The sequence below is a fragment of the Pseudomonas sp. 29 genome, from assembly GCF_002754355.1.
Taxonomy (GTDB): Bacteria; Pseudomonadota; Gammaproteobacteria; order Pseudomonadales; family Pseudomonadaceae; genus Aquipseudomonas; species Aquipseudomonas neuropathica.
Map to the genome: position 1 here is coordinate 3579638 of NZ_PEEY01000001.1, position 24592 is coordinate 3604229.

Annotated in this window: 21 protein-coding genes; 7 read left to right on the plus strand and 14 right to left on the minus strand. The window is 60.1% G+C overall.

The annotated features are described in order from the left end of the window. The first annotated feature begins 56 nt into the window (after positions 1 to 56). The gene (locus CLU80_RS16540) at positions 57 to 935 is read left to right on the plus strand and encodes an esterase/lipase family protein (RefSeq protein ID WP_099757861.1); all 879 of its coding nucleotides are present in this window, start codon (positions 57 to 59) and stop codon (positions 933 to 935) included. 95 nt (positions 936 to 1030) lie between these two features. On the opposite strand, the gene CLU80_RS16545 is transcribed toward CLU80_RS16540, so the two are convergent. Next, positions 1031 to 1918, minus strand: coding sequence for a DMT family transporter (locus tag CLU80_RS16545; protein WP_099757862.1), 888 nt, complete (start codon positions 1916 to 1918; stop codon positions 1031 to 1033). Between the two features lie 96 nt (positions 1919 to 2014). Here CLU80_RS16545 and CLU80_RS16550 point away from each other — a divergent pair, with 96 nt between their 5' ends. The 3 genes from CLU80_RS16550 to CLU80_RS16560 all read left to right on the plus strand — a co-directional run bounded on the left by CLU80_RS16550 (position 2015) and on the right by CLU80_RS16560 (position 4499). Next, positions 2015 to 2809, plus strand: coding sequence for an AraC family transcriptional regulator (locus tag CLU80_RS16550; protein WP_099757863.1), 795 nt, complete (start codon positions 2015 to 2017; stop codon positions 2807 to 2809). Positions 2810 to 2872: 63 nt separating this feature from the next. Then, the gene (locus CLU80_RS16555) at positions 2873 to 3178 is read left to right on the plus strand and encodes a PsiF family protein (protein ID WP_007950613.1); all 306 of its coding nucleotides are present in this window, start codon (positions 2873 to 2875) and stop codon (positions 3176 to 3178) included. A gap of 307 nt (positions 3179 to 3485) precedes the next feature. Next, positions 3486 to 4499, plus strand: coding sequence for an AI-2E family transporter (locus tag CLU80_RS16560; protein ID WP_093430211.1), 1014 nt, complete (start codon positions 3486 to 3488; stop codon positions 4497 to 4499). 135 nt (positions 4500 to 4634) lie between these two features. On the opposite strand, the gene CLU80_RS16565 is transcribed toward CLU80_RS16560, so the two are convergent. Next, positions 4635 to 5909, minus strand: coding sequence for an Hsp70 family protein (locus CLU80_RS16565; RefSeq protein ID WP_099757864.1), 1275 nt, complete (start codon positions 5907 to 5909; stop codon positions 4635 to 4637). Positions 5910 to 6201: 292 nt separating this feature from the next. Here CLU80_RS16565 and CLU80_RS16570 point away from each other — a divergent pair, with 292 nt between their 5' ends. Together CLU80_RS16570 and CLU80_RS16575 are read left to right on the plus strand one after the other, a co-directional pair. After that, on the plus strand, positions 6202 to 7152 hold the full coding sequence (locus CLU80_RS16570; protein ID WP_093430213.1) for a DnaJ C-terminal domain-containing protein: 951 nt from the start codon (positions 6202 to 6204) through the stop codon (positions 7150 to 7152). 23 nt (positions 7153 to 7175) lie between these two features. Beyond that, positions 7176 to 7481, plus strand: coding sequence for a chaperone modulator CbpM (locus tag CLU80_RS16575; RefSeq protein ID WP_099757865.1), 306 nt, complete (start codon positions 7176 to 7178; stop codon positions 7479 to 7481). A 123-nt stretch (positions 7482 to 7604) separates the two neighbouring features. Here CLU80_RS16575 and CLU80_RS16580 read toward each other — a convergent pair whose 3' ends face one another. The 12 genes from CLU80_RS16580 to urtA form a co-directional block, all read right to left on the minus strand. Beyond that, positions 7605 to 8732, minus strand: coding sequence for a sensor histidine kinase (locus tag CLU80_RS16580; RefSeq protein WP_099757866.1), 1128 nt, complete (start codon positions 8730 to 8732; stop codon positions 7605 to 7607). Between the two features lie 157 nt (positions 8733 to 8889). After that, positions 8890 to 10590 carry an urease subunit alpha gene (gene ureC, locus CLU80_RS16585; protein WP_099757867.1) on the minus strand — a complete coding sequence of 567 codons (1701 nt, stop codon included), beginning with the start codon at positions 10588 to 10590 and terminating at the stop codon, positions 8890 to 8892. A gap of 126 nt (positions 10591 to 10716) precedes the next feature. After that, the gene (locus CLU80_RS16590; protein WP_095047332.1) at positions 10717 to 11025 is read right to left on the minus strand and encodes an urease subunit beta; all 309 of its coding nucleotides are present in this window, start codon (positions 11023 to 11025) and stop codon (positions 10717 to 10719) included. After that, entirely contained in the window at positions 11025 to 11558 is a 534-nt protein-coding gene (locus tag CLU80_RS16595) for a GNAT family N-acetyltransferase (protein ID WP_099757868.1), read from the minus strand. The genes CLU80_RS16590 and CLU80_RS16595 overlap by 1 nt, the downstream gene beginning before the upstream one ends. 5 nt (positions 11559 to 11563) lie before the next feature. Then, on the minus strand, positions 11564 to 12097 hold the full coding sequence (locus CLU80_RS16600) for a GNAT family N-acetyltransferase (protein ID WP_099757869.1): 534 nt from the start codon (positions 12095 to 12097) through the stop codon (positions 11564 to 11566). Between the two features lie 9 nt (positions 12098 to 12106). Further along, complete coding sequence (gene ureA / locus CLU80_RS16605; RefSeq protein ID WP_007915951.1) at positions 12107 to 12409, minus strand: urease subunit gamma; 303 nt, start codon at positions 12407 to 12409, stop codon at positions 12107 to 12109. 330 nt (positions 12410 to 12739) lie between these two features. Continuing rightward, positions 12740 to 13579 (minus strand): urease accessory protein UreD, encoded by an 840-nt coding sequence (locus CLU80_RS16610; protein ID WP_099757870.1) that lies wholly within the window; start codon positions 13577 to 13579, stop codon positions 12740 to 12742. A gap of 43 nt (positions 13580 to 13622) precedes the next feature. Next, positions 13623 to 14321 carry an urea ABC transporter ATP-binding subunit UrtE gene (gene urtE, locus CLU80_RS16615; protein WP_099757871.1) on the minus strand — a complete coding sequence of 233 codons (699 nt, stop codon included), beginning with the start codon at positions 14319 to 14321 and terminating at the stop codon, positions 13623 to 13625. A 140-nt stretch (positions 14322 to 14461) separates the two neighbouring features. Next, positions 14462 to 15331: an urea ABC transporter ATP-binding protein UrtD gene (gene urtD, locus CLU80_RS16620; protein ID WP_093430222.1), complete on the minus strand. Its 870-nt coding sequence runs from the start codon at positions 15329 to 15331 to the stop codon at positions 14462 to 14464. Further along, entirely contained in the window at positions 15328 to 16407 is a 1080-nt protein-coding gene (gene urtC, locus CLU80_RS16625; RefSeq protein ID WP_099757872.1) for an urea ABC transporter permease subunit UrtC, read from the minus strand. The genes urtD and urtC overlap by 4 nt, the downstream gene beginning before the upstream one ends. Then, on the minus strand, positions 16407 to 17909 hold the full coding sequence (urtB, locus tag CLU80_RS16630) for an urea ABC transporter permease subunit UrtB (protein ID WP_099757873.1): 1503 nt from the start codon (positions 17907 to 17909) through the stop codon (positions 16407 to 16409). Before urtB ends, urtC begins: the two co-directional genes overlap by 1 nt. A gap of 255 nt (positions 17910 to 18164) precedes the next feature. Continuing rightward, the gene (gene urtA, locus CLU80_RS16635; RefSeq protein WP_093430225.1) at positions 18165 to 19430 is read right to left on the minus strand and encodes an urea ABC transporter substrate-binding protein; all 1266 of its coding nucleotides are present in this window, start codon (positions 19428 to 19430) and stop codon (positions 18165 to 18167) included. 447 nt (positions 19431 to 19877) lie between these two features. Here urtA and CLU80_RS16640 point away from each other — a divergent pair, with 447 nt between their 5' ends. Then, positions 19878 to 24551 carry a DUF4329 domain-containing protein gene (locus tag CLU80_RS16640; protein WP_353616988.1) on the plus strand — a complete coding sequence of 1558 codons (4674 nt, stop codon included), beginning with the start codon at positions 19878 to 19880 and terminating at the stop codon, positions 24549 to 24551. Positions 24552 to 24592: the final 41 nt, after the last annotated feature.

Consider the following 24592-nt stretch of genomic DNA (forward strand, 5'->3'; position numbering starts at 1 on the left):
TTGGCGGGCGTTTTGCACGCTTGGCATCCACTCACCGACCACAAGGATGTTTGCCCATGTCAACGCGTTATCCACTGGTGCTGGTGCCCGGCATGCTCGGGTTTATCCGGCTGGTTCTCTATCCGTACTGGTACGGCATCATCAAGGCGCTGCGCCGTGGTGGGGCGACGGTGATTGCTGTACAGGTGTCGCCGCTGCATTCGACGGAGGTGCGCGGCGAGCAGTTGCTGGCGCGGATTGATGAGATTTTGCGCGAGACCGGGGCGCACAAGGTCAACCTGTTCGGCCACAGTCAGGGTTCGCTGACGGCGCGCTATGCGGCGGCGAAACGGCCGGATCTGGTGGCCTCGGTGACGTCGGTCGCCGGACCGAATCATGGCTCGGAACTGGCCGACTATCTGCAAAAACACTACCCGGCGGACAGCGCCAAGGGCCGTCTGCTTGAAGCATTGCTGCGTTTTGTCGGCTGGCTGATGGCACTGCTGGAGACCGGTTACCACGGGCCGGAACTGCCGGTGGATATTCACGCCTCGCACCAATCGCTGACGACTGAGGGTGTGGCGCTGTTCAATCAGCGTTATCCACAGGGGTTGCCTGAAACCTGGGGTGGGCACGGGCCGGAGGAGGTCAATGGTGTGCGTTATTACTCTTGGTCAGGGACGTTGCAGCCGGGCAAGACTGATCGTGGCGGTAATCTGTTCGACGGCACCAATCGCAGTTGTCGCTTGTTTGCGAAAACCTTCGTGCGTGAGCCGGGGCAGTGCGACGGCATGGTCGGGCGGTACAGCTCGCATCTGGGCACGGTGATTGGCGATGACTATCCGCTGGATCACTTCGACATTGTTAACCAGTCGCTGGGGCTGGTTGGCAAGGGCGCGGATCCGGTGCGGCTGTTTGTCGAGCATGCGGCGCGGCTAAAGGCTGCCGGCGTTTAACCGCAAGACCTAGTCATCGTTCTTCGCGAGCAAGCTCGCTCCCACATTGGAATGCATTTCCCTGTGGGAGCGAGCTTGCTCGCGAAGAGGCCGGGTCAGGCAACGCTGGCCCGGCGGCCCAACACGTTGGTCCAGCGCTCAGACAAAATCACCCCACCCAAGGTCAGCAACCCACCGACCAGGTGATACATCGCCAACTGCTCCTTCAACACCACTGCTGCAATCAGCGCGGTAATCAACGGCAGCAAGTTAAAGAACAACGTCGTGCGACTCGGCCCCAACCGCTGCACAGCTTGCATCCACGCCAGTGGCGCAAGCATCGACGCCAGCAGGCATGCATACAACACCAGCGGAATGTTCTGCAGGGTCAAACCGGTTTTTGGCGAGGCGGCATACAAAGGAAACAACACGACAATCGCCACCAGCACCTGCAAATACAGCAACACCAGCGGCGGCAGGCGCAGCTGCCATTTTTTCAGCAAAGTGCTGTAGATCGCATAGGCCAGGGTGGCGATCAGCATCATCGCATCACCCATGTTCACGCCGTGCTGCAGCAACGCGCCGAGGCTGCCGGACGAGACCACGACCAATACGCCGGCAAACGACAGAACCGCACCGACCAGCGCACCGGCGGTCAGGCGTTGGCCGAGACTGATGATCGCCATGGCCAGCGACATCAACGGCATCAGCGAGAGGATGATGCCCATGTTGGTCGCGGTGGTCAGGGTTGCGGCGAAGTAGGCGAGGCTCTGATAGACCGCCATGCCGAGTACGCCGAGGATGAAAATCCTGCCCAGGTTTGGACGGATCTGCGGCCAGTGCGCGATGACGGCTTTGAGCATGAATGGGGTGAACAGCAAACCGGCGAGCAGCCAGCGGTAGAAACCGATCTCGGCGGGGAAAATCGCCCCGACTGCGAGTTTGTTGATCACGGTATTGCCGGCCCAGATAAAAATCGCCAGCAGCGGAAACGCGTATTGCATGAGTCGAAACCAGTACGTTGATGAAGGGCAATTATCCCTTGTCTGGATGCAGGCCTATACTGCGAACCAGACAACCTGCCTTTGAAACCGGACAGCATGAACAGCAAACACATCGATCTGCTGGATTTCAGCGAACTGCCGTCAGCGGTGTACTTCCGCTACGCCGACTTCAATGCCCACGAATTCGCCGCCCCGCATCGGCATCCGTGGGGCACGCTGGAGTACGCCGCTCATGGCGTGCTGCACATGGACGTCGACGGTAGCCGTTTCATGTCGCCGCCGCAGTACGCGGTGTGGGTGCCGCCGCAGGTCGAGCACAGTTTCTACAGCCGTCAACCGGTCAACTATCGCGCGGTGTGCCTTGACCCCAAAGTCTGCGCCGAACTGCCCAAGCGCGCCTGTACCCTGGCGATCAGCGACATTCTCAAGGCGATTCTCAAAGACTTCGCCGCTCGTGACGTGAAGATTCCTGAACTCGATGCCGATCAGCGTCTGGCTCAGGTTCTCGTCGATCAACTGCAACAGGCGCCAGTGCACGAATGCTATCTGCCGTACGCGAGTAGTCCGGGGTTGCTGGCGATTCTCGAAACCTTGCAGGCCGAGCCGGGCAACAATCAGCCGCTGGCGCATTGGGCGCTGCAGGTGCACGTCAGCGAACGCACGCTGGCCCGGCAATTCGTTCGGGAGCTGGGGATGAGTTTCGGCGAGTGGCGCCAGCGTCTGCGTTATCTCGCGGCAATCGAGGCGCTGGAAACTACGCGCAGCGTGCAGGAAATCGCCTTCGATCTCGGCTACAGCAGTGGCTCGGCGTTTATCGCCATGTTCGCGCGGCAGGCCGGGTGTACGCCAGAGCAGTATCGCCGTAGCCATCTGGAAGGCAGGAAGGTGTAACAAGATTTGGCTACACTCCAGCAGAGGCCGTTCCCATCGGTGCGGCGACAAGGAGAAAACTCCATGAAGATGTTGCGTGTCCCTTTGTTGATGATTGGTTTGCTCCTGTGTTCCCAAGGTTTTGCCGCCACGGCGCAACAGAACAAGATGACCACCTGCAATGCTGATGCGACCGCCAAGAGTCTGAAAGGCGATGAGCGCAAAACCTTCATGAGCACCTGCCTTAAGGCAGCGCCAGCGGCCAACGATGCCAAGGCCCTGACCCCGCAGCAGGAGAAAATGAAAACCTGTAACGCCGACGCGAAAACCAAAGCCCTGACCGGCGATGCGCGCAAGACGTTCATGAGTGATTGCCTGAAGAAAAAATAATCCGGTTCTGTGGAGTGTCAGGGTCGACGCGTCCGCTTGAAATTTGCCCTCACACTAACCCTCTCCCGGAGGGAGAGGGGACTGACCGCGGTGTCTCAAGAAACTCGTCGACCTGAAAAAAACCGGTCGATTATGGATTCCATGTCGCTGTTTCAGGTCACTGGATATCCAGTGCATACCCCAATCGGTTCCCTCTCCCTCTGGGAGAGGGCTAGGGTGAGGGGGCTGAAGCTCCGCATATTTCTAGTGCTCACCCCGGAACGCTGGCAGACTGCCAATCCTTTTACGCCGTTCGTTTTGAGGCTGTATGCCAACGTTTTCTGAGCGTCATGTAGTGTTCTGGGTCAGCTGCATCATCATTTTCGGCGGTTTGCTGCTGGTGCTGCCGCTGCGCTTGTTGCCGAGCCTGCTGGCCGGGCTGCTGGTATTTGAACTGGTCAACATGCTCACCCCGCAACTGCAACGGCTGATTGAAGGTCGCCGCGCGCGTTGGCTGGCGGTGGCTTTGCTGGGCACGTTAGTGGTGAGTGTGCTGGCGTTGATCTTCGCCGGCGCCATCAGCTTCTTATTGCATGAAGCGGAAAACCCCGGCGCCTCACTGGACAAGTTCATGGGCGTGGTCGACCGCGCGCGGGGGCAATTGCCGCCGTTCATCGACGCCTATCTGCCGGCCAGTGCTGCGGAATTTCGCGTAGCGATTGGCGAGTGGATGGGCAAGCACCTGTCCGACCTGCAACTGGTCGGCAAAGACGCGGCACATATGTTTGTGACGCTGCTGATCGGCATGGTGCTCGGTGCGATCATCGCCTTGCAGCGCATCCCCGACGTCACCAAGCGCAAACCGCTGGCGGCGGCCCTGTTTGATCGCTTGCACTTGCTGGTGCAGGCCTTCCGCAACATCGTCTTCGCGCAAATCAAGATTTCCCTGCTCAACACTTTCTTCACCGGGATCTTCCTCGCGGTGATCCTGCCGATGTTCGGCATCAAGTTGCCGCTGACCAAAACCCTGATCGTGCTGACCTTCCTGCTCGGCCTGCTGCCGGTGATCGGCAACCTGATGTCGAACACGCTGATCACCATCGTCGGCCTGTCGCTATCGATCTGGGTGGCGATTGCCGCGCTGGGCTATCTGATTTTTATCCACAAGCTTGAGTACTTCCTCAACGCGCGGATTGTCGGCGGGCAGATCAGTGCCAAGTCGTGGGAGTTGCTACTGGCGATGCTGGTGTTCGAGGCCGCGTTCGGCCTGCCGGGGGTGGTGGCGGGGCCGATTTATTATGCGTACCTGAAGAGTGAGTTGAAGCTGGGCGGGATGGTCTAACCGATGAATCTGTGTCGCCTGATCTGGCGCCTTCGCGAGCAAGCTCGCTCCCACACTGAATTGCATTTCAACTGAAGAAATGCGGTCAAATGTGGGAGCGAGCTTGCTCGCGAAAGGCGCGACGCCGATTTCAGGTCAGTTCATGGCGCCATAGCGTTTCATCGCGTCAATCGCCAAACCGCTACCAATGCTGCCAAAAATATTCCCTTCGACATGCCGCGCATTCGGCAGCATCGCCGAGACGCTGTTGCGCAGTGCCGGAATGCCGCTCGAACCACCGGTGAAGAACACCGTGTCGACCTGTTCCACCGCCACACCGGCATCGTTCAACAACTGCGTAACACTGCCGCGTACCCGCTCCAGCAGCGCATCGATCGCCGATTCAAACAGCGCGCGGCTCAGTTCCACACTCAACCCGGCCTCGATCCGGTCCAGCGGCACATGGCGGCTGTCGCTGTGTGTCAGCTGGATCTTGGTTTCTTCGACTTCCATCGCCAGCCAGTGCCCGGCGCGCTGTTCGATCAGCTTGAACAAGCGATCGATGCCGCCAGTGTCTTCGATGTCGTAACGCATGCTGCCCAGCGCCAGGCTGGATTTTTGCGAGTACACCGAGTTGATGGTGTGCCAGGTCGCCAGGTTCATGTGGTGGCTGGTCGGCATGTAGGCGCCGCTCTTCATGCGGCTGCCGTAGCCGAACAGCGGCATCAGACCTTGCAGGCTCAACTGTTTGTCGAAGTCGGTCCCGCCGATGTGCACACCGCCGGTGGCGAGGATGTCATCGTGACGGTTATCGAGGCCACGACGCTCGGGCGACAGGCGCACCAGCGAGAAGTCAGAGGTACCACCGCCGATGTCGACAATCAGCACCAGCTCTTCTTTCTCGATGGTCGACTCGTAGTCGAAGGCCGCCGCAATCGGTTCGTACTGGAACGAGACCTCTTTGAAGCCGATCTTGCGCGCCACTTCGACCAGGGTGTCTTCGGCTTCCTGGTCAGCCAGTGGATCGTCATCGACGAAGAACACCGGACGCCCGAGCACCACCTGCTCGAATTCCCGACCGGCGGCGGTTTCGGCGCGGTTCTTCAACTGGCCGATGAACAGGCCGAGCAAGTCCTTGAACGGCATCGCCGTGCCGAGCACGCTGGTGTCGTGCTTGATCAGCTTGGAACCGAGCAGGCTTTTCAGCGAGCGCATCAGCCGGCCTTCGTAGCCTTCCAGGTACTCGTGCAGCGCCAGACGACCGTACACCGGACGGCGTTCCTCGATGTTGAAGAAGACCACCGACGGCAGGGTGATCTTGTCGTCTTCCAGCGCGATCATCGTTTCCATGCCGGGGCGCAGCCAGCCGACGGTGGAGTTGGACGTGCCGAAGTCGATGCCGCAGGCACGGGCTGGAGAGGCGTCTTTCATGTCTTTCGGTTCCGGTCAAAAAAACGGCCGCGCAGTGTATGTCAGTGCGCGCCAGATTCGAAGGCCGGTCATCTGCTATTTCACGACTAAACTGCCTTGAAACCTCAAGCTTTGCCCCAAACTTGCTGGCATGGGCCGGCAGAACCACCGGCGGTCGCAAGAACCGCCGTCCACTGCCGATAAACTTCTGCTGCGCCACCCGGTCACAACTTTGAGATCGGTCAACCTGGCACGCGCGAATCGGCGCATGCTGGCATCGGCGCGAAATCGATAACGGACGGTGACTCCTTCGATGGACTTCAAAGACTATTACAAGATACTCGGCGTGGAGCCGACAGCAGACGACAAGGCAATCAAGGCTGCCTATCGCAAGCTGGCGCGCAAATACCACCCCGATGTCAGCAAGGAAAAAGACGCCGAGGCCAAGTTCAAAGACGCCTCGGAAGCCTATGAAGCGCTGAAAAGCGCCGACAAGCGCGCCGAATACGACGAGCTGCGCCGTTATGGTCAGCACGGTCAGCCGTTCCAGGGACCACCGGGCTGGCAGAGCCGTGGCGGCTTTGGCGGCGGCGGTGGCGACACCGGTGACTTCTCGGACTTCTTCAGTTCGATCTTCGGCAATCGCGGCCCCGGTTTCGGTGGCGGCGAAGGTCGACAACAACGCAGTGCTGGGCGCCGAGGGCAAGACGTGGAAATGGAACTGCCGATCTTCCTCGAGGAGACGCTGTCGAACGAGTCGAAGAAAGTCACCTTCCAGGTGCCGCAGTACAACGCCAACGGCCAGCACGTCAGTAACACCAGCAAGAGCCTGAACGTGAAGATCCCGGCGGGCGTGACCGACGGCGAGCGCATCCGCCTCAAGGGCCAGGGCGCACCGGGCGTTGGTGGCGGGGCGAATGGCGACCTGTACCTGACCATTCGTTTTGCGCCACACCCGAAATTCGATGTTGAAGGCGAAAACCTCATCATCACCTTGCCGCTGGCCCCGTGGGAGCTGGCGCTGGGCACTGAAGTGGCCGTGCCGACCCTGACCGGCAAGATCAACCTCAAGGTGCCCGCCGGCAGCCAGAACGGCCAACGCATGCGCGCCAAGGGTCATGGTCTGAAAAACAAGGCCGGCGAACGCGGTTACCTGTTCGTCCAGCTCAAAGCCGTGATGCCGAAAGCTGCTGACGACGAGGTCAAGGCACTGTGGCAGGAACTGGCGAAGAAAGCCGCCTTCAACCCGCGCGAGAACTTCTGAACCCGACGACGGAGTAGCCCATCATGAGCAGCCCCCTGATCGTTCAACTGGACCTGGCAGAATTCTGTGAGGCGGCCGATCTGTCGGACGTCTACGTGATCGAAATCGTCGAACACGGCATCCTCGAACCTCAGGGTGAGCAGCCCCGGGAGTGGCGTTTCACCGACTACGAGCTGAGTCTGGCCAAGCGCGCCGCCAAATTGCGGCGCGAGCTGGAGCTTGAGTGGGAGGGCGTCGCGCTGGCACTCGATCTGCTTGAAGAAGTGCGGGAGCTGCGGGCCGAGAACCGCATGTTGCGCCAGCGTTTGGCGCGGCTGGTGGTCGAGTAGTCTGCCTGATGTTGATCAGTTGCTTGATCGCGCCTCTTCGCGAGCAAGCCCGCTCCCACATGTGAGCACGGTCTCCTGTGGGAGCGAGCTTGCTCGAGAAGAACGATAACGCGGTGATCCTGCTTAAACCGTTCTGGGCAACACCACGTTGAACCGCGTCCCGTCAGTCTCGTTCGAGCTGACTTCGATGGTGCCGCCATGGGCACTCACCACTTCCTTGACGATAAACAGGCCCAACCCGAGGCTGGTTGACGGCTGTCCGAGTTCTTCGTCGGCGCTGCGCACCAGCGGATCGAAAATCGTGCCGAGCGCCTCTTCGGGAATCGGTGTGCCGTAGTTGTGCACCGACAGGCAGACGTTTTCGCCCGCGCCATCGATATCGAGAGTGACATCGCGCTTTTTGGCTCCGTGCTGCAAGGCATTGCCAATCAGGTTCTGCAGTAACTGGTCGATTCGGCCGGCATCCCAGGTACCGCGCGGGTCGCCGTTAACATTGAGCTTCGGATCGCACTCCGGATTGCCGGCGCACGCCTCGGCAATCGCCGCCCGTGCGGCATCGGCCAGGTCCATTGGCGTCGGTTCGATCGGCAGGCTTCTGCCCAGTCGACTGCGCACCAGTTCCAGCAAGTCGCTGACCATCGCCGCCATGTGCCGCGCGCCACGCTTGATGTGCAGGGCGCAGGCCAGCGCATCGCCCTCGAGGCTGGATTTGCGCAGCAGCAACTCGATGGACATGCTCACCGCTTGCAGCGGCGCACGCAGGTCATGGCCGAGAATGGCGAGGAAGATGTCTCGCGAGCGATTGACCTGTTCGGCGTAGGCCGCAGTCGATTCGGCCAGTGCTTCGTCGATGGCTTCGTTGAAGCGGATCATGTCCTGAAAATAGGCCATGTCCGGGGCTTTGAGGCTGTCGACCCACAGGCGGATCACGCAAGCGCGCAGATGACGGAACTCGGAGGTCATCTGCACCAGGTCAAAACCTACGGTGTGGCGCAACTCGCCATGACTGGCGCCGGCCTCGTCCAGACTCGGGGTTTTTTCCGGGCCTTCGCCCTTGGCTTTGGCGGCCTGTTCGGCAGGGCTCTGCGGCTTGCTCATGTCGCGGGCCGCGGCCCGCAGAATGGCGCTGGCGTGATCGCGCAGAGCCGCGGAATCCAGGTAGTCGGCGGCCGGCGTGATCGTTGCGGCGAACTGTTCCCACTCATCGACGATAGGCTCGATATTCGCCAGGATGAACTCGGATAGACGCATGGGCAGTTCCTGAAAAGAGGTGGAGCGAATCGAATAGTAGTTCCTTTGGCGAGAATTACACGACTGTTTGCTTGGTGGTTTCATACCGGCACGAAAAAGGCCCCGAGACTGTGCGCAAGGCGCGGTCCCGAGGCCTTTCTACAGCGTGGCGGCTGCGTCAGAACAGGAAATACCGCTGGGCCATTGGCAGGGTTTCTGCCGGCTCACACCACAGCAGAACGCCATCCGCCTTGACCTGATAGGTCTGCGGATCGACATCGATATTCGGCAGATAGTCGTTGTGGATCAGGTCGGTTTTCTGCACATCACGGCAGCCTTTGACCACGCCGATTTTCTTCTTCAAACCCAGTGCTTCAGGCAGCCCGGCTTCCTGCGCCGCCTGACTGATAAAGGTCAGGCTGGTGGCATGCAGCGAGCCGCCGTAGCTGGCGAACATCGGGCGGTAGTGCACCGGTTGCGGCGTCGGGATCGAGGCGTTGGCATCGCCCATCAGGCTCGCGGCAATCGCACCGCCCTTGAGGATCAACGTCGGTTTCACGCCGAAGAAAGCCGGACGCCACAGCACCAGATCGGCCCACTTGCCGACTTCGATCGAGCCGACTTCATGGCTGATGCCATGGGTGATCGCCGGGTTGATCGTGTACTTGGCGATGTAGCGCTTGGCGCGGAAGTTGTCGTTGCCTGCGCCGTCCTGCGGCAGCGGGCCGCGCTGCTTTTTCATCTTGTCGGCGGTCTGCCAGGTGCGCGTGATGACTTCGCCGACACGGCCCATGGCCTGGCTGTCGGAGCTGATCATCGAGAACGCGCCGAGGTCGTGAAGGATGTCTTCGGCGGCAATCGTTTCGCGGCGGATCCGGCTTTCGGCGAAGGCGACGTCTTCGGCAATGCTCGGGTCGAGGTGGTGGCAGACCATCAGCATGTCGAGATGTTCGTCGATGGTGTTGCGGGTGAACGGCCGGGTCGGGTTGGTCGAGCTCGGCAGCACGTTAGGGAAGCCGCAAGCCTTGATGATGTCCGGTGCGTGACCACCACCGGCACCTTCGGTGTGATAGGTGTGAATGGTGCGGCCCTTGAACGCGCCGAGGGTGGTTTCGACGAAACCGGATTCGTTGAGGGTGTCGGTGTGGATCGCCACCTGCACGTCGAACTGATCGGCGACGCTCAGGCAGTTATCGATGCTTGCTGGGGTGGTGCCCCAGTCTTCGTGCAACTTGAGGCCGATGGCGCCGGCCTTGACCTGCTCGATCAACGGTTCCGGCAGGCTGGCGTTGCCTTTGCCGGTGAGGCCGATGTTCATCGGGAACGCGTCAGCGGCCTGAAGCATGCGCGCCAAGTGCCACGGGCCGGAGGTGCAAGTGGTGGCGTTGGTGCCAGTGGCTGGGCCGGTGCCGCCGCCGATCATGGTGGTGACGCCGCTCATCAGTGCTTCTTCGATCTGCTGCGGGCAGATGAAATGGATGTGTGTGTCGATGCCACCAGCGGTGAGGATCATGCCTTCGCCGGCGATTACTTCGGTGCCGGCGCCAATGGCGATGGTCACGTTGGGCTGCACGTCGGGGTTGCCGGCCTTGCCGATCGCGGCGATGCGCCCGTCCTTGAGGCCGACGTCGGCTTTGACGATGCCCCAGTGGTCGATGATCAGCGCGTTGGTGATCAGCGTGTCGACCACTTCGGCAGCCAGCAACTGGCTTTGGCCCTGGCCGTCGCGGATGACTTTGCCGCCACCGAATTTCACTTCTTCGCCGTAGGTGGTGAAGTCTTGTTCGACTTCGATCCACAGCTCGGTGTCGGCCAGGCGCACCTTGTCGCCGACGGTGGGGCCGAACATGTCGGCGTAGGCTTGTCTGGAGATTTTCATGTGTCTGCCTTAGTTGATCGTTCCCACGCTCTGCGTGGGAATGCCGCCATGGACGCTCTGCGTCCGCCGTTATGTGACGCGGAGCGTCACGGGATGCATTCCCACGCAGAGCGTGGGAACGATCAGTCAGTCGAGGTTGCCCATGATCCGTCCGGCAAACCCGAACACCCGCCGATGCCCGGCGTAATCCACCAACTCAACCTCACGGCTCTGCCCCGGTTCAAAGCGCACGGCGGTGCCCGCCGGAATGTTCAGGCGCATGCCACGGCTGGCGGCGCGATCGAAGGTCAGCGCGTCGTTGGTTTCAAAAAAGTGATAGTGCGAACCGACCTGAATCGGCCGGTCGCCGCTGTTGGCGACTTTCAGGCTGATAGTGCGGCGGCCGACGTTGAGTTCGATGTCGCCGGGCTGGATCTGGTACTCGCCAGGAATCATCACTGGGCTCCTTGCAGAATCTTGTAATAGAGGGCGGTCGGCCGATAGGTGCCGTGCGGATCGCAGGCGTAATCAGGGATTTCGCCTGCGCGGCTGTAGCCCAACGCCTTGTAGAAATCTTCGGCGGGCGAACCGGCCTCGGTGTCGAGGTAAAGCATGCCGCGCTTGTGTTTCGGCGCTTCGAGTTCCAGCGCACTCATCAGTTGCTGGCCGAGGCCGCGACGCCGGGCGTGTTCGCGCACCAGCAGTTTTTGCACCTCGGCACGATTGAGGCCGTTGGCCTTCTGGCACAGGCCCAGTTGCACACTGGCCAGTACCTGCTCGTCCTTGACCACCACCCAGAGCAGCACGCTGCCCTTGTTGACGTTGTCCTGCACCTCATCGAAATACGCGCGCGCCTGCGCCGCATCGAGGTCGGCCATGAAGCCGACGCTGGCGCCGTAACCCACGGCATCGAGCAGCAGATCAATCAGACCCTGACGGTAATGCGCAAAACTTTCAGCATTGACGCGGCGCAGTTGGGCGGCGTTCATCGGTGTCACTCCTTGTTGGCGTCAGGCGGCTCCGCGCCAGGGTTGAGGGTCAGTTGCATGAAGGTCAGGTCGAGCCAGCGGCCGAATTTGGTGCCGACTTGCGGCATCTGCCCGGTAATATTGAAACCGGCGCGCTCGTGCAGACGAATCGAGGCAGCGTTGCCGCTTTCTATGGCGGCGACCATCACGTGTTTGCCGCAGGTTCTGGCGCGCTCGATCAGCGCTGCCATCAATTGCGGGCCGAGGCCATTGCCGCGCTGGTCGCTGCGCACATAAACCGAGTGCTCGACGGTGTGGCGAAAGCCGTCGAACGGTCGCCAGTCACCGAAGGAAGCGTAGCCGAGCACGCTGTTGTCGGCGTCGACGATCAGCAGAATCGGATAAGCCTGGGCCTGACGCGCGCTGAACCACGCCTGGCGGTTGCCGAGATCGACGGCTTGTTCATTCCAGATCGCCGTGGTGTTGAGCACGGCGTCGTTGTAGATGTCACGGATCGCCGGCAGGTCGGCGTGCAGCGCATCGCGAATGGTGTAAGTCATGGCGCGGCCTCAGACGATCGGCTGGTGGACGGTGACCAGTTTGGTGCCGTCGGGAAACGTCGCTTCAACCTGGATCTCCGGGATCATTTCCGGGATGCCTTCCATCACTTGTTCGCGGCTGAGCAGGGTGGTGCCGAAGTGCATCAGTTCGGCCACGGTCTGGCCGTCACGCGCGCCTTCGAGCAGCGCGGCGGAGATGTAGGCCATGGCTTCCGGGTAATTGAGTTTTACGCCGCGGGCCAGACGCCGCTCGGCGACGAGGCCGGCGGTGAAGATCAGCAGCTTGTCTTTTTCGCGTGGAGTCAGGTCCATTGTGGGGTTCCATCAGGGCAGATTTGTGAGGTTCTTGCGGGCGCGGGGTGCCCGTTGGAGCAACCCCTCACCCTAGCCCTCTCCCGAGGGAGAGGGGACTGATCTCGGTTGTTTTCAATGGCCGGTTCAGTCAGCAGTATTCGTTCAGGCAGTTGAATCATTTCAGACGACTCGGTCAGGCTCTCTCCTTCGAGGGAGAGGAGACTGAAATCGGTTGTTTTCAATGGCCGGTTCAGTCAGCAGTATTCGTTCAGGCAGTTACATTCATTTCAAACGACTCGGTCAGGCTCCCTCTCCCTCCGGGAGAGGGCGGGGGGTGAGGGTCGCTTTTCAGGTGCTCCATATTCTGGGGGATACCGCGTCGCGACCCAGCAGGGCGGGTCTGAGCAAACGCCATAAATCGATGAGCCAGGCGCGGGCGAGCAGCGCCTCACTGGCCAGACAACGAGCCACCAAAAGCCCCGGCAACTGCGTCAAATCCCCACGCACTTCGTGGCCCAGCGAGCGGCAGCGCTCCAGCAACTCAGCATCAATCTCACCAGTGACCAACAACGTCGCAAACACCGGATGACCATCCAGCCCGATCGGCGAATCAAGCAAACCATCACCGCCGACAACGCGCTGGCGCTCGTGCCAGAGCAATCGACCATCACGGCGAATATCCAGATGCGCCTGAAAATGCCCACGGTCAAAACGCTCGCCACTGGCGGGGCGACCCAGTGCGACCACGTCCCAGTAGAACAGCCGCGCATCGCCTTCAAGATCAATCGAAGTGCTCAGCTCAGCCTGCGCGGCGCTGTAGACGATGGTTTCCTGCGGCAGCCATTCCAGCGTCGCCCCGGCCGCCACTTTCAAGTCGAGTTTTTGATACGCCGGGCCACCCGCGCGATACCACTTCGCCGCGCCTGGGCTGGTGATCTGCGCCCAGGCGTGTTGTTCGACGCGCGCGCTGATGTCCAGTCGGTCGCCGCCGGCAATCCCGCCCGGAGGATGGACGATGATGTGCTGGCAGACCTCGGGGCCTTCTGCGTAAAGGTGCTTTTGCACACGCAGCGGGCCGAGGTGCCGGCGCATGACCGGACGCGTGCAGTCACCGAAACGGGCGTAAGCGAGTTCCAGCTCGGCGTGCCAGCTCGGGGTAAACAGGGCAGGTGAAACAGTCGAATTCATGGTTTGTAATTATCGTTAGGAAGCTACAGATTAGTTCGTTGTACTAGATCGTTACCAGCCCGCGTACACCTTCGGCCTCCATATTTTCACCGCGACCTTGCTGGACGATCTCGCCCCGGGACATCACCAGGTACTGATCGGCCAGTTCTGCGGCGAAATCGTAGAACTGCTCCACCAGCAAAATCGCCATGTCACCGCGCGCCGCAAGTTTCTTGATGACCGCGCCGATCTCTTTGATCACCGAGGGTTGAATGCCTTCGGTGGGTTCGTCGAGGATCAGTAAACGTGGGCGGCTGGCCAATGCTCGCCCGATCGCTAACTGCTGTTGCTGACCGCCAGAGAGGTCACCGCCGCGACGCTGCTTCATTTGTAGCAGCACCGGAAACAGTTCGTAGATGAAACCTGGGACTTCTTTGGCTTCACTGCCGGGAAACCGCGACAAACCCATCAACAGGTTTTCTTCCACGGTCAGCCGTCCGAAGATTTCCCGGCCTTGCGGCACATAAGCGATGCCGGCGTGGACGCGCTGGTGCGGCTTGAACGCGGTGATCGGTTTGCCTTCCCAGTTCACCGCACCTTCCTTGGCCGGCAGCAAGCCCATCAGGCATTTGAGCAGGGTGGTCTTGCCCACGCCGTTACGGCCAAGCAGGCAGGTGACTTCGCCGACCTTCACGTCGAAAGACAGGCCCCGGAGGATGTGGCTTCCGCCGTAGTACTGGTGCAGCTTGTTGACTTGCAGCATGTTCAAATTCCTTCTGTTACACACAGAACCCTGTGGGAGCGAGCCTGCTCGCGAATGCGGACTGACATTCAACATCTTCATCGCCTGATGCACCGCTTTCGCGAGCAGGCTCGCTCCCACAGGTTTTGTATTCGCAAACCTTAGCGGCCGAGGTAGACCTCGATCACGCGCTCGTTTTCCTGCACTTGCTCAAGCGAGCCTTCGGCCAACACGCTGCCCTGATGCAACACGGTGACGTGGTCGGCAATCGAGCCGACAAAGCCCATGTCATGTTCCACCACCATCAGCGAATGCTTGCCCGCCAGCGACTTGAACAGTTCAGCGGTGAACTCGGTTTCTGCATCGGTCATGCCCGCCACCGGCTCATCGAGCAGGAGCAATTGCGGGTCCTGCATCAGCAACATGCCGATCTCGAGAAACTGCTTCTGACCATGAGAGAGCAACCCGGCCGGGCGATTGACCGAGGTGGTCAGGCGAATCGTCTCCAGCACTTCGCTGATCCGGTCCTTCTGCTCGCCACTGAGGCGCGCACGCAGACTGGCCCACACAGACTTGTCGGTCTTCTGCGCCAGTTCCAGGTTTTCAAATACGCTCAGCGCCTCGAAAACGGTCGGCTTCTGGAACTTGCGGCCGATGCCGGCCTGAGCGATTTGCACTTCGCTCATCTGCGTCAGGTCCAGCGTTTCACCGAACCAGGCCTTGCCGTGACTGGGGCGGGTCTTGCCGGTGATCACGTCCATCAGCGTGGTCTTGCCCGCGCCGTTGGGGCCGATGATGCAGCGCAACTCACCGACGCCGATGTACAGGTTGAGATTGTTCAGTGCGCGAAAGCCATCGAAGCTGACGCTGATGTCTTCCAGAGTGAGGATCGTGCCGTGGCGGGTATCCAGACCCGGGCCGACGCGCTGGCCGAGGCCGATCGAGTCGCGACTGGTGCCCTCGTCCTTGTTCGGTTCGACGGGGAAAAAGGCCGGTTCCAACATGAATTCAGCGCTCGCCGTGACTCTCATTGTTCACCTCGTTTCTTCAGCAGACCGATCACGCCTTTGGGCAAGTACAGCGTCACGACGATGAACAACGCGCCGAGGAAGAACAGCCAGTATTCCGGGAACGCCACGGTGAACCAGCTCTTCATGCCGTTGACCACACCGGCGCCGAGCAGCGGGCCGATCAGCGTGCCGCGACCGCCGAGAGCGACCCACACGGCCGCTTCAATCGAGTTGGTCGGCGACATTTCGCTCGGGTTGATGATGCCCACTTGCGGCACATACAACGCCCCGGCCAGGCCACACAACACCGCACTCAACACCCACACGAACAGCTTGAAACCGCGCGGGTCGTAGCCGCAGAACATCAAGCGGTTTTCCGCATCGCGCAATGCGGTCAGCACCCGGCCGAACTTGCTCTGCGTCAGGCGCCAGCCGATGAACAGGCTCGCCACCAGCAGCAACACCGTGGCCAGAAACAACACTGCACGGGTACCCGGTTCGGTGATGCCGAAACCGAGAATCGTACGGAAATTGGTGAAGCCGTTGTTGCCGCCAAACCCGGTCTCGTTGCGGAAAAACAGGAGCATGCCGGCGAAGGTCAGGGCTTGGGTCATGATCGAGAAATACACGCCTTTGATCCGCGAGCGAAAGGCGAAGAAGCCGAACACCAGCGCCAGCAATCCCGGCGCCAGCACCACCAGACACATCGCCCAGATGAAGCTGCTGGTGCCGGTCCAGTACCACGGCAGTTCGCTCCATGACAGAAAGGTCATGAACGCCGGCAGACCATCACCGGCGGCCTGACGCATCAGGTACATGCCCATCGCATAACCGCCGAGGGCGAAGAACAGACCGTGACCCAGTGACAGCAACCCGGCGTAACCCCAAACCAGATCCAGCGCTAACGCGACGATGGCGTAGCACAGGATTTTGCCGACCAGCGTCAGTGTGTACGCCGAGACCGACAGAGCATTTTCCGCCGGCAACAACGACAGCAGCGGCAGGGCAATCAGCAGCGCGAGGATCACCGTGCCGACCGCGATCGTGACTTTCGGTCCGGCCTTTTGTGTGGCCGTGACTAACAGAGGCTGGTTCATCAGTCGATCACCCGTCCTTTCAGTGCGAAGAGGCCTTGCGGACGTTTCTGGATAAACAGAATGATCAGCGCGAGGATCAGGATCTTGCCGAGCACCGCACCGATCTGCGGTTCGAGAATCTTGTTGGCGATACCGAGGCCGAAGGCCGCCAGCACGCTACCGGCCAATTGGCCGACGCCGCCGAGCACCACCACCAGGAACGAGTCGATGATGTAGCTCTGGCCGAGGTCCGGGCCGACGTTGCCGATCTGGCTCAGCGCGACGCCGCCGAGGCCGGCGATGCCCGAACCGAGGCCAAAGGCGAGCATATCGACGCGCCCGGTCGGCACGCCGCAGCAGGCGGCCATGTTGCGGTTCTGGGTGACGGCGCGGACGTTGAGACCGAGGCGGGTTTTGTTCAGCAGCAGCCACGTCAGCACGACGACGAACAGTGCGAAGGCGATGATGACGATGCGGTTGTACGGCAGCACCAGATTCGGCAGCACTTGAATGCCTCCGGACAGCCACGCCGGGTTGGCGACTTCAACGTTCTGCGCGCCGAACAACAAACGCACAAGCTGAATCAGCATCAGGCTGATGCCCCAGGTGGCGAGCAGGGTTTCCAGTGGCCGGCCGTAGAGGTGGCGAATTACCGTGCGCTCCAGGGCCATGCCGATTGCCGCCGTGACAAAAAACGCCACCGGCAGGGCGATCAGCGGGTAGAACTCGATGGCTTGCGGTGCGTAGCGCTGGAACATCAACTGCACCACGTACGTCGAGTAGGCGCCGAGCATCAGCATTTCGCCGTGGGCCATGTTGATCACGCCGAGCAGGCCGAACGTGATCGCCAGACCGAGTGCGGCCAACAGCAGGATCGAGCCGAGCGACATGCCGCTGAACGCCTGGCCGAGGATCTCGCCGATCAGCAGTTTGCGTTTGACTTGCGCGAGGCTGGTTTCGGCGGCGGTGCGTACGCCGGCATCGCTCTCGACGCCGGGTTCAAGCAAACCTTCAAGGCGTGTTCGCGCCAGTGGGTCGCCGGTTTCGCCGAGCAGGCGTACGGCGGCGAGGCGCACCGCCGGGTCGCTATCGACCAGTTGCAGATTGGCCAGTGCCAGGCTCAGAGCGGCATGGACGCTTTCGTCTTTTTCGCCAGCGAGTTGCTGGTCGAGGAATTTCAGCTGCGCGGGTTTCGCGCTTTTCTGCAATTGCTGCGCGGCAGTCAGACGGATTTTGGCGTCGGTGGCGAGCAATTGGTGGCTGGCCATGGCGGTGTCGATCAGACCTCGCAGGCGATTGTTCAGGCGCAGGGTTTTTGGCTGGCCATCGATGGTCAGTTCGCCTTGTTGCAGGGCGTTGATCAATTCGATACGGGCCGGATCGGGCTGCGCGGCCCAGGTTTCCAACAGTTTGGCTTGTTGCACGGGATTGGCCGCGACGAAGTCTTCGGCATCGCCAGCAAAGGCAGTCATCGGCAACAGCAGTGCGATGGCCAGAAACAAGCGGAATATGGCAGTGGGCATGAGTGGTGTTTCCTTTCTTGCGGTGGCCGATGGAGCGGTGTCCGGCTGTGAATCCGCCCCTCACCCTAACCCTCTCCCAGAGGGAGAGGGGACTGACCGAGTTGTCAGATCATCCAACACCGACCTGACGTTCCTGCGTCGAACTCAGGTTCTGATAGCTACAGAGATCAGCTCCCTTCCCCCACGCCCCCCTTGGGGGAGAGGGTTGGGGTGAGGGGGAAAGATCTCCGCCCCACAACAAAACCCAAGTCAGATTCAGTTGCTCTTCACCGCATAATCCGGCTTCTTGTCGTTACCCTGAATGAACGGGCTCCACGGTTGCGCGCGGATCGGCCCTTCGGTCTGCCACACGACGTTGAACTGACCGTTGCTCTGGATCTCGCCGATCATCACCGGTTTGTGCAGGTGGTGGTTGGTCTTGTCCATGGTCAGCGTGTAGCCGGACGGCGCGGCGAAAGTCTGGCCGGCGAGGGCTTCGCGGACTTTGTCGACGTCAGTGGATTTGGCTTTCTCGACCGCCTGCGCCCACATGTGGATGCCGACGTAGGTGGCTTCCATCGGGTCGTTGGTCACGGCTTTGTCGGCACCCGGCAGGTTGTGTTTCTTCGCGTAAGCCTTCCAGTCATCGACGAACTTCTTGTTCACCGGATTCTCTACGGACTCGAAGTAGTTCCACGCCGCGAGGTTGCCCACCAGTGGTTTGGTGTCGATGCCGCGCAGTTCTTCTTCACCGACCGAGAACGCTACCACCGGCACGTCAGTAGCTTTCAGACCCTGGTTGGCCAGTTCTTTATAGAACGGCACGTTGGAGTCGCCGTTGACCGTCGAGATGACCGCAGTCTTGCCACCGGCGGAGAATTTTTTGATGTTGGCGACGATGGTTTGATAGTCGCTGTGACCGAACGGCGTGTAGACCTCTTCGATGTCCTTGTCGGCGACGCCTTTGGAGTGCAGGAACGAACGCAGGATCTTGTTGGTGGTGCGCGGGTAGACGTAGTCGGTGCCGAGCAGGAAGTAGCGCTTGGCGCTGCCGCCTTCTTCACTCATCAAATATTCAACCGCCGGGATCGCTTGCTGGTTCGGCGCGGCGCCGGTGTAGAAGACGTTCGGCGACATCTCTTCGCCTTCGTATTGCACCGGGTAGAACAGCAGGCCGTTGAGCTCTTCGAACACCGGCAACACCGATTTACGCGACACCGAAGTCCAGCAGCCGAACACCACGGCGACCTTGTCCTGGGTCAGCAACTGTCGGCCCTTTTCGGCGAACAGCGGCCAGTTGGATGCAGGGTCAACCACCACTGGCTCAAGCATCTTGCCGTTCACACCGCCCTTGGCGTTGATTTCGTCGATGGTCATCAGCGCCATGTCTTTGAGCGACGTTTCGGAGATCGCCATGGTGCCGGACAACGAATGCAGAATCCCGACCTTGATGGTCTCGGCAGCCTGGACAGTCCAGGTCATGCCCATCGCGGCAATGGATGCCGTGAGTGTGAAAGCCTTGATCAAACTGCGACGCTTCATTGTGCGATCTCCATGAACATTTAATTTTTCTGGTTGGCAGATGCGGACGACTGAAGGTGTGTTTTGCAAGGGCTGTGCCCGGTCGGGATCGGGCAGGAAAATGTCGTGTCAGAGCGGTTGTAAGGTGGGGGCGCGCACCAGTAGAGGACATCTGACGGGCGCTGGTGCGTCCGGGCGCGCCAGATTGGGGCGCACTACTGAGCGGGAAGATGAAGATACATAAACGATAAACATGTACCTCGGCTCACGGCGCGTGCAGCAACACACTCATTTGATCGTTATCCCGATTGTTCTTCGCAGGTTTCTATCATGAGTAATAGTTCAGTCCGATCCAGACGTGCCGCAACCGAGTCCCGAAAATCCAGGCTACCTCCCCTGAGTCCGCCGTTTCTGTCAGAGGAGGATGCTGCGTATTGGGTTCATACGCGCATACCGCCCAAGCCGGAAATGGAATATGGCAGCGTGATTTTGCTGCGGCCGGATGGGAAATTCGTGGCCACTTCACCGATACCCGGAGAGGCCACCACCTTTGATTTGAGCACCATCATCGACTTCGATGTGCTGGGAGAGCTGGAGCCGCCCAAGGGGTATCGGTTTGCTGCAAACATTCACAGCCATGCCGCTCTTCACGATGTCGTAGGTGAGGCCTATCCAGAACTGGATGAAATGAACCTGCGACTCTTCATCAACTTCTTCTCCAGTAGCGATTTCATGGGGGATGTGGATGGGCGCGCCTATTTTCGTAGTTCATACCTCTCCGGCCCCGATGGAACATTGCTCAAGTATTCGCCCAGTGGTTCGAAAGCGGAACTCGATTACTACCGTTGGCACGAGGCAGGTGCACGACCAGGGCGTGAGCCGTGGACTCGTGACGTGATGAGCATCATCAATAAGCTTGCATCTGTCGGTGAACTGAAAGTCCTCGTTTCAAGTGCAGACTGGGGGCATTCGGTGGGTGTCGTACCGCCGGACTGGCAACCAGGCCAGGGTTTTTCAACGGGCAGGGTGACCGAATTACCTTTGCTGACCCGCATTTGCTCCACTGTCGAGCGGGCGGTACTCGCTGCACTGAAATCAAGAGGTGCACAGGACTCGGGGTTACTGCTGAAGAAGACTGCTGGCAATGAGTATGTCGCGACCCATGCACGTCCGTTCGGGCTCGCGTCATGGGATCCAGCGAAGATCTTTGCGGCGGGTGATGACGGTCAATTACGGTTGCCTGAAGGCTATAGGCTGGAAGGTTTTTACTACGCCTCCCGTCCTGACCCTTCGCGGCTCACTCCTGCTCAGCCGTGGCTCTACGAGAACTTCTTCACGCCACAGGACATTGCTCTGGCCATTTCGTGTCACAAGAGGAGTCAGCAATTGGCTGTGGCCGGTCGACCTTTGTCGCTGTACATGCAGGCCAACGATGCGTCCATGTTGAAGTACAGCTTCAGCGGCAGCGAGATAGAAGCGGCACTGAGCGTCGAGCATTCCGACGGGTCGATCACCGACGCCGGGGTGCAATCCAGGTTGCTGACTGGAGCATTGTCGCCACGGGAATTTGTCTCGATGCTGATACTGGCGGGCCGGCTTGAGGTGTTGCGGGGCAGCGCGCTCTGGGCACGTTTGGGGAGGGTGGGCCTGGAATGGATACCCTTCGCGAACTTCCCTTGGCCGCCATTGAGTCAGGCGTTTTTATCCGCCGATGACGCCGTTCGGTATGCCCACGAACAAGTCGGCATTCGCCGTGACCGCCAGTACGCAGGCTATGTATTTCAGCGCAGCGACACACGCTTTGTGGTCACCGAGCCGTTGGAAGGGGATATCGATGTGCTGGACCAGGGGCGACTTTATCCTCGGGATAATCGAGGGCGTCCGGTTTTCCCTGACGACCACGTGGTGCATGCCCGATATGTCTCCCACGTCGCGCTCACGCAGCTTGAGCCGGTCAATATCAGTTCCCGGAAGTGGACGCTCCAGGAGGCGTTACTAAGCCTGCAAATGTTGAGTGTAGAAGAGGTGCGGCAGGTATTGCTCGATAACACCGTTCTGTATTGCTCTGCTGCCATGAACAGTCTGGTCAGGTTTGCACCTTACGCAACCCCGGCTTCGAAGGATCTGGCGCGACACCTGGGAACACGCGTGCATCCCGGTCCATTGGCTCTAGGTCTGGACAAGGGCAGCAAGCGACCGCAAGACTTCATCAGGGAGCAGGCCGCCGCCGGCTGGCTGTTCAACCTGACGGACAACGAGTTGTGGGGCCATCGCGGCCAAATATTACCGGGCTGGAGCATGTCAGAATCCGCCGGATCAACCTCTGCAGAACCGACGTCACCCATACCTGCACTCCCTACGCCGTCCCTGCCTCAGCCGTCGCTGCCCCCGTATCCTTCGTCGTCTTCGCCCCGGCCATCTTCTCCTCGGCCTTTGCCATGGAAGCGGCCTGAGTTCGTCCTGTACGGTCCTGTCTGTTCTTCGGCGGACGACGCGGCACAGTATCTCTTTGCTGGCGACAGGCGTTTGCACGATGAGAACCGTGCCTGGTTCGGATTCATCCTCAAGCACAAGGATCGGGAGGAATACATCGGCACGGAACTGTTTCCAGTCAGCGGTCAAGACAGCAATCTTTTTCGGCAGGCGTTGGTGTTCGCCTCTCGACGGTCGGCGCCGTGGCATCAATACCCGGAAGGCTTCGACATGTATGGGAGCTTTTATGCGCATCAGAAAGTAGAAGCATCTTCGAGCAGCCCTGAAGACTGGCTGGCGCAGTATTTTGTTTCGCCAGACATCCTGACAACAGCCATGCACTACGGTCGCCGTCGGCCTGTAATCGCTTCAAGCCCCGCCGCGTTTTATCTTGCCACTCGGGACGGTGCTCTGCTCAAGTATGCGAGGAGTCAGGCAAGCAAGTTGTTCCATGACGACACGTCTCAGACAACACTCGACTCGATCAAGCGAGGGCTCGCGTCCGGCGAGTGGCTGCCGACGGATTTCGTCCATACGGTCGCTGAAAGTGGCGAACTCTCGGTGTTGCGAACAAGCGCGTGCTGGGATCGGTCAGGAATGGTCAGGCCAACGTGGCAGCCCTACGCGAATCTGCAGCGGCGCTGGCTCGGCCCGGTTTTTCAGAGTGCTGACGATGCCGCAGCGTTTGCCAGATCGAGCTTGCCGCTGGTCACGGACAAACCTTTTGGCGGCGTCATTCTGAAACGCCCCGACGGCCTTTACGTAGCCTCTGCGCCCATCAAGGTGTCGCGGGAGGATTTCGACATCACCGAGATTTTTCCGGATGAAAGCAAGGGCGCCGGGGTATTTCCTGATGGCTGTATTATCACGGCGCGTTATCGATCCAGAGTGGCCAGGGAGCTGTCGGTCATTTTTTCTCGTATTGAGAAGCAGATCTATCTGAACATGCTGTCCGTCGACACCGTGTACTCATCCTTCAAGCGGCTACCAAGAGTGGCATGGGATGAATACCTGTTCGGCCCCGACGGTTCGTTGATCCGCTATCAGCCAGGAATATGGGATCGTCTGCGCGCAGATCTCTTGGCAGCTCTGACGGATTACAAAACGCTTCCTGCGTCCCTTGATGGCGATGCGATAAAACAGAACATACGTAGCGCCAAGCTGAAACCGAGTGAATGGGTCGACGCCTTGGCAAAGGCCGGTTACTTGCAAATTGTCATCGGCAGTGAAATCTGGGGTTTGCCCCGCCAGATCAGTCGCTGGGTTCCTTTCTTTGCTGATCTGCAGCCTCTAATGGATTACACCAGAGCCGCGAGCGCACCACTTTGCAGCCCAGTGTTCGTTCAAGCAGATGCTGTTGCCCGGTATGTTCATGAAGCCTCAGTGAGCAGGGACACCCAGACGTTCGGATTCATGCTGCGTTCTCGGGATGGCTTGTTCCTCGCCAGCCTGCCCGTTGATGTGCAACGCTCTGGCCTGGCTGTGGATCGAGTATTCGAACAGGCAAGACTGCCTTCAGGGTTTGAGCAGGATTCGATTTATCTGCGCGCAGCGCTGCCTCCGCTCGGCGCACGGCCTGACGATATGCGAAATGTCTTTGTACTTCCCAACGATGTTCAGCAAGCCTGCCGACAGGCCAGTACGCCGCGGGGGTACAGACCGATCTATATCTCCTGTGCCGATGACGCGTTGTTGAAGCTGAAATTGCATGCGTTTGAACCCGGCGTGTTCTACGACGCTTTCGGGCAGGTTGAGTTGCGCCCCAATGCGTTTGTGTCGCGTGAACAGGCAGCGATCGATGAACGTGACATTGCCAGTGGCCGATTCAGATTTACAGACTACGTGCACCGGATGGCCAAGGCCGGCCGGCTCGACGTGATAGAAACCAGCGACTACTGGTCGCGGCAGGGTCAAGTGGATGAGCATTGGCAACCGCGTATGGCCGATACTTCCAGCGAGCAGCGATGGCGAGATAACCCGGTGCCGGCGCTGGGACCGATTTTTCATCACCCTGACGATGCCGCCCGCTATGCGCAACAACGCACGGACGATTCCGGTCACAGTGAAACCGGCTACGAAGGCGCGATCCTGGCGCGGTCGACCAGCAGTCGATTTGTCCCGCTCGAGCCAATAGTCTGGTCTGCCCATGCCGAGGATCCTGTCCTGCGGATATTTCGCTCGTCGAGTGATCCGACGATCAGTTGGCGCAATCCGGCGGCGCGTTACCCCAATGGCTACACACTCGTGGCCAGCCACCAGTTCCATCTGTCGGGCAATACCACGCTCGCACCGGACACTGATGATGTCAGAGCAAATTTCGCTTCGCCTGCCCGGGTGCATGCGCATACGCATGAACTGAAGAACCAGGGTTTCGACATTGAGGATTATTACTACTCAACGCCGAACCACGTGTTGATCAGGTACACACCCGTTTACTCGCAGGCCGAGAGGGATTTGCTGCTGGCCCGGCCTGTGGATTTCGAAGCGGGGCGCTGGGTCAGCCGGCTGAGTCCGGGCGAGTTTGTTTCACAACTCATGGAGCTGGGTGAATTCAGGGTGCTGGTCGCCGGGCATTACTGGCGTCAGACCGGACGAATGGGCGCCGGCTGGAGAGTGCGTCGCCAGCAGCCTGTAACGGAGGGTGGTGCGCGAGTCAGGGACGAGTTGTAACGTTCGATCCAGTGGCTACACGGCAGGAGTGTGCCGCCGTC

Excerpts from the sequence above, each read along its gene's own strand:
- CLU80_RS16610 (WP_099757870.1), bottom strand. The coding sequence starts at position 13,579 with ATGAATTCGACTGTTTCACCTGCCCTGTTTACCCCGAGCTGGCACGCC.
- CLU80_RS16600 (WP_099757869.1), bottom strand. The coding sequence starts at position 12,097 with ATGACTTACACCATTCGCGATGCGCTGCACGCCGACCTGCCGGCGATC.
- ureA (WP_007915951.1), bottom strand. The coding sequence starts at position 12,409 with ATGGACCTGACTCCACGCGAAAAAGACAAGCTGCTGATCTTCACCGCC.
- CLU80_RS16590 (WP_095047332.1), bottom strand. The coding sequence starts at position 11,025 with ATGATTCCTGGCGAGTACCAGATCCAGCCCGGCGACATCGAACTCAAC.
- ureC (WP_099757867.1), bottom strand. The coding sequence starts at position 10,590 with ATGAAAATCTCCAGACAAGCCTACGCCGACATGTTCGGCCCCACCGTC.
- CLU80_RS16640 (WP_353616988.1), top strand. The coding sequence starts at position 19,878 with ATGGAATATGGCAGCGTGATTTTGCTGCGGCCGGATGGGAAATTCGTG.
- urtD (WP_093430222.1), bottom strand. The coding sequence starts at position 15,331 with ATGAGAGTCACGGCGAGCGCTGAATTCATGTTGGAACCGGCCTTTTTC.
- CLU80_RS16580 (WP_099757866.1), bottom strand. The coding sequence starts at position 8,732 with ATGCGTCTATCCGAGTTCATCCTGGCGAATATCGAGCCTATCGTCGAT.
- urtB (WP_099757873.1), bottom strand. The coding sequence starts at position 17,909 with ATGCCCACTGCCATATTCCGCTTGTTTCTGGCCATCGCACTGCTGTTG.
- CLU80_RS16570 (WP_093430213.1), top strand. The coding sequence starts at position 6,202 with ATGGACTTCAAAGACTATTACAAGATACTCGGCGTGGAGCCGACAGCA.
- CLU80_RS16565 (WP_099757864.1), bottom strand. The coding sequence starts at position 5,909 with ATGAAAGACGCCTCTCCAGCCCGTGCCTGCGGCATCGACTTCGGCACG.
- CLU80_RS16545 (WP_099757862.1), bottom strand. The coding sequence starts at position 1,918 with ATGCAATACGCGTTTCCGCTGCTGGCGATTTTTATCTGGGCCGGCAAT.
- urtA (WP_093430225.1), bottom strand. The coding sequence starts at position 19,430 with ATGAAGCGTCGCAGTTTGATCAAGGCTTTCACACTCACGGCATCCATT.
- CLU80_RS16575 (WP_099757865.1), top strand. The coding sequence starts at position 7,176 with ATGAGCAGCCCCCTGATCGTTCAACTGGACCTGGCAGAATTCTGTGAG.
- CLU80_RS16560 (WP_093430211.1), top strand. The coding sequence starts at position 3,486 with ATGCCAACGTTTTCTGAGCGTCATGTAGTGTTCTGGGTCAGCTGCATC.
- urtC (WP_099757872.1), bottom strand. The coding sequence starts at position 16,407 with ATGAACCAGCCTCTGTTAGTCACGGCCACACAAAAGGCCGGACCGAAA.
- CLU80_RS16550 (WP_099757863.1), top strand. The coding sequence starts at position 2,015 with ATGAACAGCAAACACATCGATCTGCTGGATTTCAGCGAACTGCCGTCA.
- CLU80_RS16555 (WP_007950613.1), top strand. The coding sequence starts at position 2,873 with ATGAAGATGTTGCGTGTCCCTTTGTTGATGATTGGTTTGCTCCTGTGT.
- CLU80_RS16595 (WP_099757868.1), bottom strand. The coding sequence starts at position 11,558 with ATGAACGCCGCCCAACTGCGCCGCGTCAATGCTGAAAGTTTTGCGCAT.
- urtE (WP_099757871.1), bottom strand. The coding sequence starts at position 14,321 with ATGCTGCAAGTCAACAAGCTGCACCAGTACTACGGCGGAAGCCACATC.
- CLU80_RS16540 (WP_099757861.1), top strand. The coding sequence starts at position 57 with ATGTCAACGCGTTATCCACTGGTGCTGGTGCCCGGCATGCTCGGGTTT.